Raw genomic sequence first — 16031 nt, forward strand, 5'->3', positions numbered from 1 at the left:
CCGGCGGCCCTACGCGCTCCGGGCCCCCTCACAGCACCGGCGCCGCGACCGGCCGCTCCGGTACGCGCACGGGCTCGGGCAGCCGCGCCACGGCCGTCAGCACCTCCGCCGCGGTGATCCGCAGCAGCCGCCCGTCCGGCTGCTCGCCGTGCGCGTCTCCGGGGCGGGCCCGGTCCAGGTGGTCCGGGTGCCACAGCACCTGGTGCCGGGGCACCCGGGGCGGGCCCCACAGCCGCGGCGCCACCGGGCCGAAGAGCACCACGGACGGCGTGCCGAGGGCGCTGGCCAGATGCGCGAGCCCGGTGTCGCCCACGATCACCGCACGGGCCCCGGCGACCAGCGCCGCCAGCTCCCCGAACGGCACGTCCGCCGCGCCCCCCAGCACGGCCGACGACGGCAGCCCCGCCTGCGCGGCGACCTGCCGGGCGAGCGGCCCCTCGCCGGCACCCGCGGTGACGACGACCCGGCGCCCCGCCCGGTGCAGCGCGTGTGCCACCGCGGCGAACCGTTCCGGCGGCCAGCGGCGCGCCCCGGCGTCCGCCCCCGGGTGCACCACGACCGCGCCGGGCGCGGGGAGGGATCCGAGGGCGCCCCGATGCGCAGGTCCTCCGGGTCCGCCGGAATGCCGTACCAGGTCAGCAGACGGCACCAGCGGCTGCGCTCGTGCTCGTCCTCACGCCAGACCGGGCCCGCGATCCGCGGGGTGGCCGGATGTGCGTACGCGAGCAGCCGTGCCGGGCGCAGCGCTTGCAGCGGCAGGTGGCTGGCGGGCCCGTTGCCGTGCAGGTCCACGGCGACGGCAGGCGGCGGACCGGTCCAGCCGATGGCCTGCGGCACCTCACGGGCGGGCGCCGACGCGGGCAGTAGCCGGTCGACCACACCCGTGGCCAGGGCGGCCTCCTCAAGACGGCGGGGTGCCGCCAGCACCAGTTCGTGCAGCGGATGCGCGGTGCGCAAGGCCCGCAGGGCGGGCACCGCCGTCAGCAGATCCCCGAGGCCGAGCGCCCTGAGCACCAGGATGCGGGGCCGTCCGGCGGGAAGCTGCGGGTCGCGCGGGCAGGGGCGGGCCGGGCTCATACGGGGCCTCCTAGACGTTCTGCGAGCCCCATGGGCGCCGGGCCCCGGCGCGGGGCGGTACGGGGGCGGCGCGGGCCCGCCTGCGCGGTACGCACCGCTGCACACCAATGTGCGGGGGGCGCGGGCGGGCCGCGACCGGTGGGGGCCTTCCGTTGACTGAGGGCTTGCCCGGGTCCGGTGTGTGGGGCCGCCGATACGGGTACGTATACGGGTACGTACCCGTATACTGAGTAAGGGAAAGGGGTACGACGATGCCTGATGCCAACATTCGGATGCCGGAAGAAGCCAAGGAGCGACTGGCCGCCATAGCTGCCGGTGAAGGGTTGTCGTTGCGGGCCTATCTGGCCCGTCTCGCCGACACCCTGCTGACTCCGCAGGAGCGGGCCGAGCAGGCTGAACGGGCCCGGGCGGCACTGCACCAGTGGACGGGGTACGCCCCGAGCCCGGACGAGCAGCGGGACGTGGACGAGGAACTCGACCGTCGCCTGGCCCGGGCGGCCGGCCGGTGAGCGAGCCGGTCCACATCATCCTCGACGACACGGCGATGGCCGCGGCCGGCCAGGGCAACATCCTCGCCTCACGGCTGATCCACCGGGCCCACGCCGAGGCGGACTGGTTTCTCTACGCCCCGGCGTGCGCGCTGGTCGAAGCCGACCGGGCCCGCCCCGGAACGGCCGAACACCTTGCCGCCCTGCCCGGTGTCCAGGTCTTGGACCTGGACCTTCCGGCGGTCCTGGCCGTGGTGCGGGAGGAGACCTGGGCTGCGGCACACGTTCAATGCGCCGCGCAGCCCACTCCCGAACGTCCCGGCGGGGCGGTCATCGCCACGGCCCAGCCCAAGCAGTGGGAAGGCCGACCGGTCCGCGTCCTTGATCTCGCGCCCTGATCCGGGCGCGCAGCGGCCTCTGCCCCTGGTCTCCCAGGACCCCCAGCTTCCCCAAGCCGCCCCTGTGAGCAACCCCACCCACCCCCTGGAACCCTTGGGGCACACGGGATCCAGGGGGCTCGCGCAGGTCCACGGCGCAGCCGGCTCCCGGCGGGGTGTTCCCCGGCCGGGAGCCGTCTGTGAAGATGTGACATTGCTGCGCCTGAGAGGGTCCGTCGCCACGGACCGGGAGAGGCCGGCATTCCGACCGAATCGGTGCCCACGCCGCACGCAGTCGTGCCCCGTGCCCGCCGAGCCGCGCTCCGAGCCTGCTGGGCTCTTCACGAAGTTTCTGCCGCTGTGTCTTCTGCGTCCTCTTCCGTCCGTTCCGCTGCCCGTGTCCCGGCGCAGGCGGACTCCCACGAAACGATTCCCGCACCGGAAACTCCCGAAACAGTCGAAACCGAAAAAAATGTGCGCCGACGTGCCGGTGGCTTCCGCTACCTCCTGGGCCGCAAGGCCAAGGGCGACGGCGGCGACCACGCGCCGTGGCGCTCCCTGCGGTACCGCAGCATGCGCTGGTGGTCGGTGGCGAACCTGGTGTCCAACGCCGGCACCTGGATGCAGCTCACCGTGCAGAACCTGCTGGTGCTCCAGCTCACCGGCTCCGCGGCGGCCACCGGTCTGTCGCTGTCGGTGCAGGCCGGTCCCGGACTGGTCATGGGCCTGTTCGGCGGTGCCGCCGTGGACCGCTGGCCGCGCAAGCTCACCGCCGGTCTGAGCCAGGCCGTACTGGGCCTGGTCGCCTTCACGACCGCGGCCCTGGTCGCGACCGGCCAGCTCAACTACGGGCTGCTGATGGTGCTCGCCGCCGTCACCGGTCTGATCGCCACGATCGACGGACCCGCCACCGCCCTGCTCGGCAACGACCTCGTGCGCCGGGAGGACGTGCCCTCCGCCATCGCGGTCGGCTCGCTGGTGCACAGTGTCGGGCGCCTCGGCGGTACGGGCCTGGCCGGTGTCGCCGTCGGCTTCCTGGGCACCGGTGCCGCCTACGCGGCCAACGGGGTGTCCTTCCTGTTCGTCGCGGCCGTCATCCCCTTCCTGCGGCCGGTCGGCGAGGCGTTGCGGGCGCCAGCGAAGTCCTCGCGGGCCACCGAGAAGGCCGTGGCGGCCGTGGGCGCTCCGGAGGAGGAGGTCGGCGACCGGGCCAGGGACGGGCTGGCGTTCTTCATGCGCCGTCCGCGCCTGGTCGCGCTGGCCGCCATCACCGGGCTGAGCGCGATCTTCGGCCGTAACTACCAGCTGACCCTGGCCGTCCTGGTCACCGGCCCGCTGGCGGCGGGCGCCGGAGCGTTCGGCACCGTCTCCTCGGTGCTGGCGGCCGGCGGCATCGTCGGCGCGATCCTCGCGGCCCGGCTGCGCAACCCGTCGGTCAAGCTCGTCGGCGCGCTGGCCGCCGCCGGTGCGCTGCTCCAGGTCTTCGCCGGGCTGTCGCCGTCGCTGATCGTCCTGCTCGTGCTGGTGCTGCCCATGTCGGTGGTCGAGTCGGTCTCCGACACGGCCGGTACGACGGTGCTCCAGACGGACCCGCCCGCGAACATGCGGGGCCGGGTGCTGGGCGTGTGGCGGAGCGCGAGCACGGTGTGGGGCCTGGTGGCGCCGCCGCTGCTCGGTCTCCTGATGGAGGTGGCCGGCGCCCGGGGCGCCCTGGTGGCCGGCGGTCTGATCATCGCCGTGGCGATCGGCGCGGGTGCCCTGCTGCGCTCCCGCCGGCAGATCGCCTGGCTGGCACCGGCGCCCGCCCCCGCCGTGGCGGCGGACTACCGGTCCGTGGCCTGAGGGACGCTCCGGGGGCCGGCGGTACGGATGTCCCGCCGGCCCCCGGAGGCTTTCACCGGTCCCGCGGGCCGCCGCTCGCCGGGCCCCGGCTCACTGGCCCTTGAAGACGGCCTTCTCCACCTCGGCAGGGTTCTCGTAGCTCTTGCTGGGGATGTGGGAGATCTTGTCCTTCATCTGGCTGCCCGCGTGATTGGACTCGGCGCAGGAGACCAGGTCGTCCTTGCTCGCCGGGTAGTGCGCGCCCTTGAGTGCCTTCTGGAGCTCGATCGGGTTGGTGTCGCTCATCGGTCCTCCGCTTGACGGGGGTGGGGTGTGCCGTGCGGCGGGCTGCCGGACGGCCGCCCCTCCAGTACCCGGGCATTTACGGATTAATCGGACAGGTGTCCTGTGCGCGAAAACCTCGCCTCCGCACCACGGCACGCCGCCCACCAGCCCTCTTGCCGTCGCCCGGCCGGCTCCCCGGGGTTTGCCGCGATCCCGGCGGGTACCCGCATGCCTCGCCGGACAGCGAGCGGCGAGGAGGATCCCCCGGTGAGTCAGAAGAACATCTTCGTGATCGGCCTGGAGGCGGCCAACCTGCCCGCCCTGCACGACGTTCCCGACGCGGACCGGTACCGCTTCCACCCGCTGCTCACCGTCAGGGAACTCCAGGTCGGCGAGGTCTCCGTACCCGACCTCCTGGACAAGGCCCAGCAGCTGCTGGACTCCTTCGACGGCAGCATCGACGCCATCGTCGGTTACTGGGACTTCCCGGTCAGCACCCTCGTACCGATCCTGAGCGAGCGCTACGGCACCCGCAGCACCAGCCTGGAATCGGTCGTCAAGTGCGAGCACAAGTATTGGAGCCGGCTGGAGCAGGAGAAGGCCGTCGACACCCACCCGCGCTTCGGCCGGGTCGACCTCCACGCGGACCCGCCTGGCCCGCCCGAGGGCGTCGCCTTCCCCATGTGGCTCAAGCCCGCCCTCGCCTACTCCTCGGAACTGGCCTACGGCGTCCGGGACGAGACGGAGTTCCACGCGGCCGTCGAGAAGATCCGCAAGGGCATCGGCCGCGTCGGCCAGCCCTTCGAGTACATCCTCGACCGCCTCGACCTCCCCCGGAGATGGCGGGGGTCGGCGGGCAGGTCTGCCTGGCGGAGGAGGCGCTGTCCGGCATCCAGGTCGCGGTCGAGGGGTACGTCCACGACGGCGAGGTCACGGTCTACGGCGTCCTGGACTCCATCGACTACCCCGGCAGTTCGTCCTTCCTGCGCCACCAGTACCCCTCGACGCTGCCCGAGACCGTGCTGCACCGGCTGCGCGACGCCTCCGCCCGCGTGATGCGGCAGATCGGGATGCAGGAGGCCACGTTCAGCATCGAGTACTTCTACGATCCGCACACCGACGACATCAACGTGCTGGAGGTCAACCCCCGGCACTCCCAGTCGCACGCCGAACTCTTCCAGTACGTCGACGGCGCCCCCAACCACCACGCCATGCTGCGCCTCGCCCTCGGCGAGGACCCGACGATGCCGCACCGCCGGGGCCGCTACCGGACGGCCGCCAAGTGGTACTACCGCTGGTTCGCCGACGGCGTCGCCTGCGCGGTGCCCTCCCAGGAGGAGATCGAGCGCATCGAGCGCGAGATCCCGGGCACGCGCATCCACGTGATTCCCGAGCCGGGCCAGCACCTGTCGGACATGGAGCAGCAGGACAGCTACAGCTTCGAACTGGCCCATGTCTTCACCGGGGGCGACAGTGAAGAGGAGCTGCGCGAGAAGTACGACCACTGCGTGGCGGCCCTGAACCTGGCCTGCGAGAAGGCCGGGCCCGCCGACGGGGACGGCTGAACCGGTCCGCCCGGCCGCACGACAGCGCCGACCGCACGACAGCGAGGAGAAGGTCGCCCCATGCGTTTCGTCAGCAATCTGCCCTGCGCGACGACGGAGGAGAACCATGTCACGATCCCCGTCTCCGACGGCACCCGCCTGTCGGCGCGCATCTGGCGCCCCACGGCGTCCGACGAGGAACCGGTGCCGGCGGTGCTGGAATACATCCCGTACCGCAAAGGCGACCTGACCGCCGTACGCGACTCGATCCACCACCCCTACATCGCCGGCCACGGCTACGCCTGCGTCCGCGTCGACCTGCGCGGCACCGGCGAGTCGGAGGGCGTCCTGAAGGACGAGTACCTGGAGCGGGAACAGGCCGACGCCGAGGACGTCCTCGCCTGGCTGGCCGACCAGCCCTGGTGCGACGGGAACACCGGCATGATGGGCCTGTCCTGGGGCGCCTTCGCCGCCCTCCAGGTCGCCGCCCGGCAGCCCGAGAGCCTGCGCGCCATCGTCATCGCGTCCTTCACCGACGACCGGTACGCCGACGACATGCACTACATGGGCGGCCAGCTGCTCTCCGACAACCTCGCCGAGGCGGGCACCATGTTCGCCTACGCCACCTGCCCGCCCGACCCGGCCGTGGTCGGCGGCCGCTGGCGCGAGATGTGGCGCGAACGCCTGGAGCACACCGAACCGTGGGCCCTGAACTGGCTGCGCCACCAGCGCCGCGACGACTACTGGCGGCACGCCTCGGTCTGCGAGGACTACCGCTCCGTACGCTGCCCGGTCCTCGCCTCCAGCGGCTGGGCCGACGGCTACTCCAACGCCGTGACCCGGCTGCTGGGCAACCTCGACGTACCGCGCAAGGGCCTGATCGGCCCCTGGTCGCACAAGTTCCCCCATCTGGGTGAACCCGGCCCCGCGATCGGCTACCTCCAGGAAGTCGTGCGCTGGTGGGACCACTGGCTCAAGGGCGCCGACAACGGCGTCATGGACGGGCCGGTGCTCAGCGCCTGGATGCAGGACAGCGTGCCGCCGTACACGTCCTACGAGACCCGGCCGGGCCGCTGGGTCGGCGAGCCGGACTGGCCCTCCCCGCACGTCCGCTCCGTCGCCCGCCCGCTCTTCCGGCACCGCATCGGCGCCGACGGCGAGGAGTGCGGCGACCGGGACTGCAAGGTACTGACCGTGCAGTCGCCGCTGTCCGTCGGCCAGTTCGCCGGCAAGTGGGCCTCCTACAACGCGCCGCCGGACCTGCCGTACGACCAGCGCGAGGAGGACGGCGGCTCGCTGGTCTTCGACAGCGACCGGCTCACCGAGCGCGTCGAGATCCTCGGCTCGCCCACCGTCGAACTCGACCTGTCGGTCAGCGAACCGGTCGCCATGGTCGCCGCCCGCCTGTCCGACGTGGCCCCCGACGGCCGGGCCACCCGCGTCACCTACGGCGTGCTCAACCTCGCCCACCACGAGACGGTCGGCGAGCCGGAACCCCTGGAGCCCGGCCGGCGCTACCGCGCCACCGTCCAGCTCAACGGCGTCGCCCAGGCGTTCCCGCCCGGCCACCGCATCCGGCTGTCGCTGTCCACCTCGTACTGGCCGCTGGCCTGGCCGCCGCCCCGGCCCGCCATGCTCAGCGTCCACGAGGGCAGCAGCACCCTGACCCTGCCGGTCCGGCCCACCACCGAACCGGACCGGCTGCCCCCGCGCCCGTTCGGCGAGCCGGAGGGCGCCCGGCCGCTCACCGTCACCCAGCTGACCCCGCCGGAGGAGCGCTGGGACGTCAAGCGGGACCTGGTCGGCTACGCCTCCGAGCTGGAGATCGTCAAGGACCGGGGCTGGCGCGCCTGGAGGACACCGGTATGGAGGTCGGGCGGCGGGCCTACGAGTGCTACACCACCGTCGCCGACGACTTCACCTCCGCCACCGGGGAGACGCTGTGGACCATGCGCTTCCGGCGCGGCGACTGGGACGTCCGGGTCGTCACCCACCAGAAACTGCGCTGCTCCGAGAAGGAGTTCCACATCGACGCCACCCTGGACGGCTACGAGAACGACCACCGCGTCTTCTCCCGCACCTGGAACGAGACGCTGCCGCGCGACTGCCTGTGAGAGGAGCTACGGTCGGCCCGTGCGCCTGCTGCTGACGTCCGACACCCACCTGCCCAAACGCGCCAAGGTCCTGCCGCCGGAGCTGCTGGAGCAGGTGGCGCGCGCCGACGTGGTCGTCCACGCCGGGGACTGGGTGGACACCGCCACCCTGGACCTGCTGGAGGAACGCTCCCGCAGACTCCTCGGCGTGTACGGCAACAACGACGGCCCCGAACTGCGCGCCCGCCTGCCGGAGGTGGCGTACGCCGAACTCGGCGGCCTGCGCTGGGGCGTGGTCCACGAGACCGGCCAGAAACAGGGCCGCGAACGCCGCTGCGCCGAGCGGTACCCGGACCTCGACGTCCTCGTCTTCGGCCACAGCCACATCCCGTGGGACACCACGACGGAGGACGGCCGCCTGCGCCTGCTCAACCCGGGCTCACCGACCGACCGCAGACGCCAGCCGTACTGCACGTACATGACGGCGCGGGTGGTGTCGGGCCGCCTCACCGACGTACAGCTCCACCGGCTGCCGCCGCGCGCCTGAAGGGCGGCCCGGTCAGGCGACCAGCGCCGGTACTTCCCCGCGCAGCGCCTCGTCGTATCGCCGGGCCAGCAGGCGGGCCAGTTCCGGCGCCGGACCGAGGACACCGGCCAGCACATCGGCCCCCGCCTCCTCGGCGCCGTCCGCGATGCGGTCCGGGAGGCGGCCGGGGGCGATCACGTACGGGGCCACCGCCACCCGTTCGGCGCCCTCGGCGCGCAGGGCCCGTACGGCGTCGGCCGTGCGGGGGAGGGAGGCGGAGGCGAACGCAGGCCGCACGGCGTACCAACCGGTGGTACGCCGCCACTCCCGCGCGATTTCAGCGATCACTGCGATCGCCTCCGGGTCGGAGGAGCCCGCCGAGGCCAGCACGACCCCGGTCGAGCGCCGGTCGCCGGGCCGCAGCCCGGCTTCGGACAGCCGCCGTTCCAGGGCGGCGGTGAGCAGGGGAGAGGGGCCGAGGACATCGGCCTGGTGGACGGCGAGTCCGGGCAGGCGCGTGCCGGCCTCCCGCAGTACCGCCGGGATGTCCGTCTTGGCGTGGAAGGCGCGGGTGAGCAGCAGCGGCAGGGCCACCACCTCCCGTACGCCGTCCGCCGCCAGCCGCTCCAGTGCTCGCGGCACGCCCGGCGCGTTGAAGTCGAGGAAGGCCACCTCGACGCGGAGGCCGGGCCGCTGGGCCTGGACCCGCGTGCGGAGCGCGGTGACGGTCGCGGCATGCCGCGGGTCGCGGCTGCCGTGGGCGACTACGAGGAGGGCGGGGCGGGCGGGGCGGGCGGGTCGGGCGTCCACGGGTCAGCTCTTCACCAGCAGGCCGCGGCTGCGCAGCACCCGGCGTTCGAGCGGCGCGAAGATCAGCAGTTCGATGCCGATGCCGACGATGAGGATGAGCAGGATCGCGGAGAGCACCCAGGACATGTCCTGGAGCTCGCGGCCCTGCTCCAGGAGCTGGCCGAGGCCGGTGCCCAGGTCGGCGGCGTTGACGATGAGTTCGGCGGCCATCAGGGAGCGCCAGGAGAACGCCCAGCCCTGCTTGAGCCCGGCGAGGTAGCCGGGCAGCGCGGCGGGCAGCAGGATGTGCCGTACGCCGGTCAGGCCGCGCGCGCCGATGGTGCGGCCCGCGCGGAGGTAGAGCGGGGAGATCTGGTCGACGCCGGCGACCAGGCCGTTGGCGATGGAGGGGACCGCGCCGAGCAGGACGACCGCGTAGATCGTGGCGTCGCTCAGGCCGAACCAGATAATGGCGGCGGGCACCCAGGCCACCGACGGCAGCGACTGGAGGCCGCTGAGGATCGGGCCGATCGCGGCCCGTACCGGCTTGACGCGGGCGACCAGCAGGCCGAGCGGCGTACCGATCGCCACCGAGGCCAGGAAGCCGAGGGCGCCGCGCGACACGCTCGTCCACACGTAGTCGAGCAGGGTGCCTTCGAGCCACTTGTCCTGGAGCGAGCGGGCCACGTCGACCGGGCTGGGCAGCAGGTAGTGGTCCTTCAGCTCGAAGTGGTAGGCGAGCTGCCACAGGCCGAGGACGAGGGCCACGGCGACGAGCGGCGGTACGGCCTTGGCGGTCAGGGTCCGCAGCCAGGGCTGCCGGTCGGAGACCTTGGTGTCCAGGGCGTCCAGGCCCGCTTCCAGGCCGGCGAGGTCGCCGCCGGAGCGGTCCGGCTGCGCGCCGTCCGGCTTCGTGGCGGCGGGAGCCTGCCCGGCGGGCGCGGGTGCCTCGGCGGCGGGTGCCCCCGTGGCCGCGTCGGCCGCGAGGCCGTCGGCGGGATCGTCGGTGGTGCCGGCGGCCTCGGCGGCCGTACCGGTCTCAGTGCTGGCCATGGCGGCGGATCTCCCCACGGAGCTGTTCGGTGATCTCTACGGAAAGGTCGGCGACCGCCGCGTCCTCGATGCGCCGCGGATGCGGGATGTCCACGGTCCACTCGCGGGCGATCCGGCCGGGCCGGGAGGACAGCAGCACCACCCGCTCGGCGAGCCGCACCGCCTCCCGGACGTTGTGGGTGACGAACAGGACGGACAGGCCGCCGCTGCCGGAGGCGCTGCCGTTGGCGTCCCGCCAGATGCGGGTCAGCTCGTCGTGCAGCACGTCGCGCGTGATGGCGTCCAGCGCGGCGAACGGCTCGTCCATCAGCAGGAGTTGACTGTCCTGGGCCAGCGCCCGGGCCATCGCGACGCGCTGTCGCATCCCGCCGGACAGCTCGTGCACCCGCTTGCCGTACGCGCCCTTGAGCCGTACGAGTTCCAGCAGCCGCTCGGCCTCGCCCCGGCGCTCCGCGCGCGGCACCCCGCGCAGCCGCAGCGCCAGTTCGATGTTGCGGCCCGCGGTCAGCCACGGGAACAGCGCGTGCTCCTGGAACATCAGGGCCGGCCGGCCGCCGGGCGTCTCGATGCTGCCCGCCGAGGGGCCGTCGAGCCCGGCGACCAGGTTGAGCAGCGTCGACTTGCCGCAGCCCGACGCGCCCAGCAGACAGACGAACTCGCCCGGCGCGACATCGATGCTGATGTCGTCCAGCACGTGCTGCTGCGCGCCGGGGCGCCCGAACGACTTCGAGACATGGTCGATGCGAGCGGCGTACGGAGCGGCCGCGCCGCCCGCGTCCGCCGGTGCGGACGGCCGGCTGCCGGGCTCGCTGAGCGTGGGGGTCGTCATCGGTGTCACCTCCTGGGATGCGTGCGCGGGCTATTCGCTGCCGAGACCGGCGTCGTCGACCGCCGGCTTGCCCTCGGCCTTGAGCACCTTGTTGAGCAGCGTGAGGTCGTAGATGCCCTGGAGAGCGGGCTTCTTCAGCAGGCCGGCCCGGACCGCGTGGTCCGCCTCCAGCTGGAGGGTGGCGGCCAGCGGGTCGTCGGTGACGTCGGTGTTGCGGAACGCCGGGTCGATGACGTCGGGCGGCAGCGCCTTGCCGGCCGCGGCGGCCAGCTTGTCGTTGAGCGCCCGCTTGGCCTCGCCCGGGTGCGTCCTGATGTAGGTGTTGGTCTTCACCGAGCCGCGCAGCACCGCCTCGACGGCCTTGGGGTGCTCCTTGAGGAACTTCTGCGAGACGATCACGTTCGTGATGACGAACTTGCCGTCCTTCCACAGCTTCTTCTCGTCCAGCAGCACCTTGCCGCCCTCGGCGACCAGCTTGGAGGCGGTCGGCTCGGGCACCCACGCGGCGTCGATGCTGCCCTGCCGGAAGGCGACCGGGGCGACCTTGTTCTCGGTGCGCTGGACGGTCACGTCGCCCTTGCCGGTGGTGGCGTCGACCTTGTAGCCCTTCTCGGCCAGGTAGTTGAGCAGCGCCACGTCCTGGGTGTTGCCCAGCTGCGGGGTGGCGATCGTCCTGCCCTTGAGGTCGTCCAGGGTTTTGATCTTCTCGGGGTCGACCACCAGCGAGACACCGCCGGACGCCGAACCGGAGATGATCTTCAGGCTCTTGCCCTGGGAGGTGGTCCAGCCGTTGATCGCGGGGGACGGGCCGATCCAGCCGATGTCGATGGCGCCGGAGTTCAGCGCCTCGATCTCCGCCGGGCCCGCGTTGAACACCGACGGCGCGAACCTCGTACCGCCCAGCTCCTTCTGGAAGAAGCCCTTCTGGTCGCCGACCAGCGCGGTGGCGTGCGTGGTGTTGGCGAAGTAGCCGACCTTCACCCGGTCCAGGCCGTCGATCTTGGGGCCCTTGGCCGCGACCGCCCCCTGCCCGTCCTGCTTGGCGCGGGAGCCGTACCCGCACGCGCCCAGAGCGCCGGTCAGCAGGGGGACGACGGCGAGGGCGGCCAGCAGGCGGTGGCGTACGGCAGGCACGGGAGGGGGTCCTCTCGGAGGGCCGGGCGGCGAGCGCCTACGGCGGGCCCGGCAGAGCGGTGGATCTTCGGAAGGGGGCGTGGGGGATACGCGGCGGTACGTCATCGGCACACACATCGCCCGACGCCGCCCTGGCCGCTGCCCAGGGCGCCGCTGCCGATCCGGCCGCCTTCCTTGGCGAAGGTCGCGAAGACATCCCCGTACAGGGACGTGGGCAGGTCCCGTAGCGTCATGTCAGAAGTCCCATTCCGCGTCGTCGTCCGCGACCGCCGCCGCGGCCTCGGCCGCCTCGGCGAACGCGGACCCGGCCATCCCCGCGGTCAGCGTGGTGCCGTCCGCCGGATCGATGAGCAGGAACGATCCGGTACGCCGGGAGTCGGCGTAGGCGTCCAGCGCCAGGGGCTCGGCGGTGCGCAGCACGACCCGGCCGATGTCGTTGGCGGCCAGCTCGCCGGGCGCCGGGTGCTGGGAGAGGTCGTCGAGCGTCAGCCGGGACGGGATCTCCTTGACGATCGCCTTGACCGTACGGGTGGTGTGCTTGAGCAGCACCCGCTGGCCGGTCTTCAGCGGCCGGTCGGCGACGTGGCAGACGGTCGCCTCGACGTCCTGGGTGACGGCGGGCGGCGCGGCGGCCGGGGCGATCAGGTCGCCGCGTGAGATGTCCAGGTCGTCGGCGAGCCGTACGGTCACCGACTGCGGCGCCCACGCCACGTCCACCGCCTCGCCCAGCACGTCCAGCGCCTCGACGGTGCTGGTACGGCCCGACGGCAGCACCGTCACCGCGTCGCCGACGCGCAGCACACCCGAGGCGATCTGCCCCGCGTAGCCGCGGTAGTCGGGCAGTTCGGGGGTCTGCGGGCGGATGACGTACTGCACCGGGAAGCGCGCCGGGTCCTCGGACGGGTCGGCGACGACCGGCACGGTCTCCAGGTGCTCCAGCACGGTCGGCCCGCCGTACCAGTCCATGTTCGTGGACGGTGTCACGACGTTGTCGCCGGCCAGCGCCGAGATCGGGATCGCGGTGATCTCCGGTACGCCCAGCGAGGCGGCGTACGTGGTGAACTCCGCGGCGATCGCCGCGAAGACCGGCTCCGCGTAGTCCACCAGGTCCATCTTGTTGACGGCGAGGACGACGTGCGGGACGCGCAGCAGCGCGGCGACGGCGGCGTGCCGGCGCGTCTGCTCGACCACGCCGTTGCGAGCGTCGACCAGCACCACGGCCAGTTCGGCGGTGGACGCGCCGGTGACCATGTTGCGGGTGTACTGCACATGGCCCGGGGTGTCGGCGAGGATGAACCGCCGCCGGGGCGTGGCGAAGTAGCGGTAGGCGACATCGATGGTGATGCCCTGCTCCCGCTCGGCCCGCAGCCCGTCCGTCAGCAGCGCCAGGTCCGGCGCCTCCTGACCACGGCCCAGCGAGGCCCGCTCGACCGCTTCGAGCTGGTCGGCCAGCACCGACTTCGAATCGTGCAGCAGCCGTCCGACCAGGGTGGACTTGCCGTCGTCCACCGAACCGGCGGTGGCGAAGCGCAGCAGCGAGGTGGCGGCCGTACCGGCCACGTCGACCGGATCGACAATCGTGCTCATGATTAGAAATACCCCTCGCGCTTGCGGTCCTCCATGGCGGCCTCGGACAGCTTGTCGTCGGCCCGGGTGGCGCCCCGCTCGGTGAGCCGGGAGGCGGCGATCTCCACGATGACGGCCTCGATGGTGGCCGCGTCGGAGTCGACGGCACCGGTGCAGGACATGTCACCGACGGTGCGGTAGCGCACCCGCCGCGTCTCGACGGTCTCGCCGTCCTTGGGACCGCCCCACTCGCCGGGCGCCAGCCACATGCCGCTGCGGGCGAAGACCTCGCGCTCGTGCGCGTAGTAGATGGCGGGCAGCTCGATCTTCTCGCGGGCGATGTACTGCCACACGTCCAGCTCGGTCCAGTTGGACAGCGGGAAGACGCGGACGTGCTCGCCGGGGAGTGTCGGCCGTTGTAGAGCTGCCACAACTCGGGGCGCTGGCGGCGTGGGTCCCAGCCGCCGAACTCGTCGCGCAGCGAGAACACCCGCTCCTTGGCGCGCGCCTTCTCCTCGTCCCGGCGCCCGCCGCCGAACACCGCGTCGAAGCGGTTCGACTCGATGGCGTGCAGCAGCGGCACGGTCTGGAGCGGGTTGCGGGTGCCGTCCGGGCGCTCGCGCAGTTCGCCGCGGTCGATGAAGTCCTGTACGGAGGCGACGTGCAGCCGCAGTCCGTGCCGGGCCACCGTGCGGTCGCGGTACTCCAGCACCTCGGGGAAGTTGTGACCGGTGTCCACGTGCAGCAGCGTGAAGGGCACCGGCGCCGGCGCGAACGCCTTCAGCGCCAGGTGCAGCATGAGGATCGAGTCCTTGCCGCCGGAGAAGAGGATCACCGGCCGCTCGAACTCGCCCGCCACCTCGCGGAAGATGTGCACCGCCTCGGACTCCAGCGCGTCCAGGTGGCTCAGCGCGTACGGGTTGTCGGCGTCCCCGGCCTTCTCGGTCCCGCCGGAGTTCCCGGCGCTCGTGCTCACGGCAGCGGCGGTCGTCATGCCAGTCCCCTCTCGGTGAGCAGCGCGTACAGCGCCGCCGCGGACTCCTGCACGGTCTGGGTGTGCGACGCGATGCGCAGATCGGGCGACTCGGGCTGCTCGTACGGGTCGTCGACGCCGGTCAGCCCGGATATCTCGCCCGCCGCCTGCTTCGCGTACAGGCCCTTCACGTCCCGCTCGGAACACACCTCGACGGGCGTGGCCACATGCACCTCCAGGTACGGCGTGCCCTCGCGCTGATGGCGCTTGCGCACCGCCTCCCGCGAGTCCGCGTACGGCGCGATCACCGGCACCAGTGCCTTGACGCCGTTGCTCGCCAGCAGCTCGGCGACGAAGCCGATGCGCTGCACGTTGGTGTCCCGGTCCGCCCGGCTGAAGCCCAGCCCCGCCGAGAGGAACTCGCGGATCTCGTCACCGTCCAGCACCTCGACGCGGTGGCCCTCGCCCCGCAGCCGCTCCGCCAGCGCGTACGCGATCGTGGTCTTGCCGGCGCTGGGCAGTCCGGTCAGCCACACCGTGGCGCCCGTCATCTTTCGCTCCCGAGAATCCTGGATGTCCTGGTGGTCCGGCTCCTGCTGGCCGGACTCCCCGGGGCCGCTCATCAGTGCAGCCCGCATTCGGTCTTGTCGCTGCCGGCCCAGCGGCCGGCCCGCGCGTCCTCGCCCGCCGACACCCGGCGGGTGCAGGGCGCGCAGCCCACCGAGGCGTAGCCGTCCAGCAGCAGCGGGTTGGTGAGCACGCCGTGCTCGGCGACGTAGGTGTCCACGTCCCGCTGCGTCCAGCGCGCGATCGGCGAGACCTTCACCTTGCGGCGCCGCGCGTCCCAGCCCACGACCGGGGTGCCGGCGCGGGTCGGCGACTCGTCGCGGCGCAGCCCGGTCGCCCAGGCGTCGTACCCGGCCAGGCCCTCTTCCAGCGGCGCGACCTTGCGCAGCGCGCAGCACCGGTCCGGGTCGCGGTCGTGCAGCCTCGGCCCGTACTCGGCGTCCTGCTCGGCCACTGTCCGCCGCGGCGTGAGGGTGATGACGTTGACGTCCAGCACCGCGGCCACCGCGTCCCGGGTACCGAGGGTCTCCGGGAAGTGGTAGCCGGTGTCGAGGAAGACCACGTCGACGCCGGGGAAGGCGCGCGCGGCCAGGTGCGCGACGACCGCGTCCTCCATGGATGAGGTGACGCAGAAGCGTTCGCCGAAGGCCCCGGCGGCCCAGGTGAGGATCTCCAGCGGGGAGGCGTCCTCCAGGTCGCGGCCCGCCCGCTCGGCGAGCGCCGCCAGCTCGGCTTCCGTACGTTCCTGAGTTGCCGTCATGTGCTGCTGCCCCTTGGCGGTTGTCGTGCTGCCGGGCCGGGGTGGTGACACCCTTGGCCAGCAGTCCGAGGAACGAGAGTCGGAACGCCCGGTTGCACGCCCCGCATTCCCACGAGCCGTGCCCCTCCTCGGAAGGGCGCAGGTCCTCG

12 protein-coding genes and 5 pseudogenes are annotated in these 16031 nt (G+C 72.9%); 6 read left to right on the top strand and 11 right to left on the bottom strand.

Annotated elements, in window-relative coordinates; all coding sequences use genetic code 11:
• Window positions 1-28 precede the first annotated feature (28 nt).
• Window positions 29-1077: pseudogene (locus ACEXOX_RS37150) on the bottom strand (glycosyltransferase family 9 protein).
• Between the two features lie 251 nt (window positions 1078-1328).
• On the opposite strand from ACEXOX_RS37150, the gene ACEXOX_RS37155 reads away from it, so the two are divergent.
• The 3 genes from ACEXOX_RS37155 (at window position 1329) to ACEXOX_RS37165 (ending at window position 3784) form a co-directional block, all read left to right on the top strand.
• Complete coding sequence (locus ACEXOX_RS37155; RefSeq protein ID WP_406525198.1) at window positions 1329-1586, top strand: hypothetical protein; 258 nt, start codon at window positions 1329-1331, stop codon at window positions 1584-1586.
• The gene (locus ACEXOX_RS37160; protein WP_406525199.1) at window positions 1583-1963 is read left to right on the top strand and encodes a hypothetical protein; all 381 of its coding nucleotides are present in this window, start codon (window positions 1583-1585) and stop codon (window positions 1961-1963) included. Before ACEXOX_RS37155 ends, ACEXOX_RS37160 begins: the two co-directional genes overlap by 4 nt.
• A 486-nt stretch (window positions 1964-2449) precedes the next feature.
• A complete protein-coding gene (locus tag ACEXOX_RS37165; protein ID WP_406526587.1) occupies window positions 2450-3784 on the top strand; it encodes an MFS transporter in 1335 nt (444 codons plus the stop codon).
• A 90-nt stretch (window positions 3785-3874) separates the two neighbouring features.
• Here the strand turns inward: ACEXOX_RS37165 and ACEXOX_RS37170 are convergent, their stop codons facing one another.
• Window positions 3875-4069 carry a DUF2795 domain-containing protein gene (locus tag ACEXOX_RS37170; RefSeq protein ID WP_406525200.1) on the bottom strand — a complete coding sequence of 65 codons (195 nt, stop codon included), beginning with the start codon at window positions 4067-4069 and terminating at the stop codon, window positions 3875-3877.
• A 207-nt stretch (window positions 4070-4276) separates the two neighbouring features.
• Here ACEXOX_RS37170 and ACEXOX_RS37175 point away from each other — a divergent pair.
• The 3 pseudogenes from ACEXOX_RS37175 to ACEXOX_RS37185 form a co-directional block, all read left to right on the top strand.
• A pseudogene (locus ACEXOX_RS37175) lies at window positions 4277-5613 on the top strand (acetyl-CoA carboxylase biotin carboxylase subunit family protein).
• Between the two features lie 60 nt (window positions 5614-5673).
• Window positions 5674-7706: pseudogene (locus ACEXOX_RS37180) on the top strand (CocE/NonD family hydrolase).
• A gap of 34 nt (window positions 7707-7740) precedes the next feature.
• Window positions 7741-8232, top strand: a pseudogene (locus tag ACEXOX_RS37185) (metallophosphoesterase family protein); the annotation flags it as partial.
• A gap of 12 nt (window positions 8233-8244) precedes the next feature.
• On the opposite strand, the gene ACEXOX_RS37190 reads toward ACEXOX_RS37185, so the two are convergent.
• The 9 genes and pseudogenes from ACEXOX_RS37190 to ACEXOX_RS37230 form a co-directional block, all read right to left on the bottom strand.
• Window positions 8245-9021: a sirohydrochlorin chelatase gene (locus tag ACEXOX_RS37190; protein WP_406525201.1), complete on the bottom strand. Its 777-nt coding sequence runs from the start codon at window positions 9019-9021 to the stop codon at window positions 8245-8247.
• Window positions 9022-9024: 3 nt separating this feature from the next.
• Window positions 9025-10053 (bottom strand): ABC transporter permease, encoded by a 1029-nt coding sequence (locus ACEXOX_RS37195; RefSeq protein ID WP_406525202.1) that lies wholly within the window; start codon window positions 10051-10053, stop codon window positions 9025-9027.
• Window positions 10040-10882, bottom strand: a complete 843-nt coding sequence (locus ACEXOX_RS37200; protein ID WP_406525203.1) for an ABC transporter ATP-binding protein — start codon at window positions 10880-10882, stop codon at window positions 10040-10042. Before ACEXOX_RS37200 ends, ACEXOX_RS37195 begins: the two co-directional genes overlap by 14 nt.
• A gap of 30 nt (window positions 10883-10912) precedes the next feature.
• Window positions 10913-12016 carry an ABC transporter substrate-binding protein gene (locus tag ACEXOX_RS37205; protein WP_406525204.1) on the bottom strand — a complete coding sequence of 368 codons (1104 nt, stop codon included), beginning with the start codon at window positions 12014-12016 and terminating at the stop codon, window positions 10913-10915.
• A gap of 101 nt (window positions 12017-12117) precedes the next feature.
• On the bottom strand, window positions 12118-12249 hold the full coding sequence (locus ACEXOX_RS37210; protein ID WP_406525205.1) for a hypothetical protein: 132 nt from the start codon (window positions 12247-12249) through the stop codon (window positions 12118-12120).
• A 1-nt stretch (window position 12250) separates the two neighbouring features.
• A complete protein-coding gene (locus tag ACEXOX_RS37215) occupies window positions 12251-13603 on the bottom strand; it encodes a sulfate adenylyltransferase subunit 1 (RefSeq protein ID WP_406525206.1) in 1353 nt (450 codons plus the stop codon).
• Window positions 13604-13605: 2 nt separating this feature from the next.
• Window positions 13606-14576, bottom strand: a pseudogene (cysD, locus tag ACEXOX_RS37220) (sulfate adenylyltransferase subunit CysD).
• A complete protein-coding gene (gene cysC, locus ACEXOX_RS37225; protein WP_406526588.1) occupies window positions 14573-15106 on the bottom strand; it encodes an adenylyl-sulfate kinase in 534 nt (177 codons plus the stop codon). The pseudogene cysD and the gene cysC overlap by 4 nt, the downstream one beginning before the upstream one ends.
• Window positions 15107-15177: 71 nt before the next feature.
• On the bottom strand, window positions 15178-15882 hold the full coding sequence (locus tag ACEXOX_RS37230; protein WP_406525207.1) for a phosphoadenylyl-sulfate reductase: 705 nt from the start codon (window positions 15880-15882) through the stop codon (window positions 15178-15180).
• Between the last annotated feature and the right edge of the window lie 149 nt (window positions 15883-16031).

It is taken from the genome of Streptomyces sp. Ac-502 (assembly GCF_045222935.1).
Classification (GTDB): Bacteria; Actinomycetota; Actinomycetes; order Streptomycetales; family Streptomycetaceae; genus Streptomyces; species Streptomyces monomycini.

Excerpts from the sequence above, each read along its gene's own strand:
- ACEXOX_RS37155 (WP_406525198.1), top strand. The coding sequence starts at position 1,329 with ATGCCTGATGCCAACATTCGGATGCCGGAAGAAGCCAAGGAGCGACTG.
- ACEXOX_RS37170 (WP_406525200.1), bottom strand. The coding sequence starts at position 4,069 with ATGAGCGACACCAACCCGATCGAGCTCCAGAAGGCACTCAAGGGCGCG.
- ACEXOX_RS37195 (WP_406525202.1), bottom strand. The coding sequence starts at position 10,053 with ATGGCCAGCACTGAGACCGGTACGGCCGCCGAGGCCGCCGGCACCACC.
- ACEXOX_RS37200 (WP_406525203.1), bottom strand. The coding sequence starts at position 10,882 with ATGACGACCCCCACGCTCAGCGAGCCCGGCAGCCGGCCGTCCGCACCG.
- ACEXOX_RS37210 (WP_406525205.1), bottom strand. The coding sequence starts at position 12,249 with ATGACGCTACGGGACCTGCCCACGTCCCTGTACGGGGATGTCTTCGCG.
- ACEXOX_RS37215 (WP_406525206.1), bottom strand. The coding sequence starts at position 13,603 with ATGAGCACGATTGTCGATCCGGTCGACGTGGCCGGTACGGCCGCCACC.
- cysC (WP_406526588.1), bottom strand. The coding sequence starts at position 15,106 with ATGACGGGCGCCACGGTGTGGCTGACCGGACTGCCCAGCGCCGGCAAG.
- ACEXOX_RS37230 (WP_406525207.1), bottom strand. The coding sequence starts at position 15,882 with ATGACGGCAACTCAGGAACGTACGGAAGCCGAGCTGGCGGCGCTCGCC.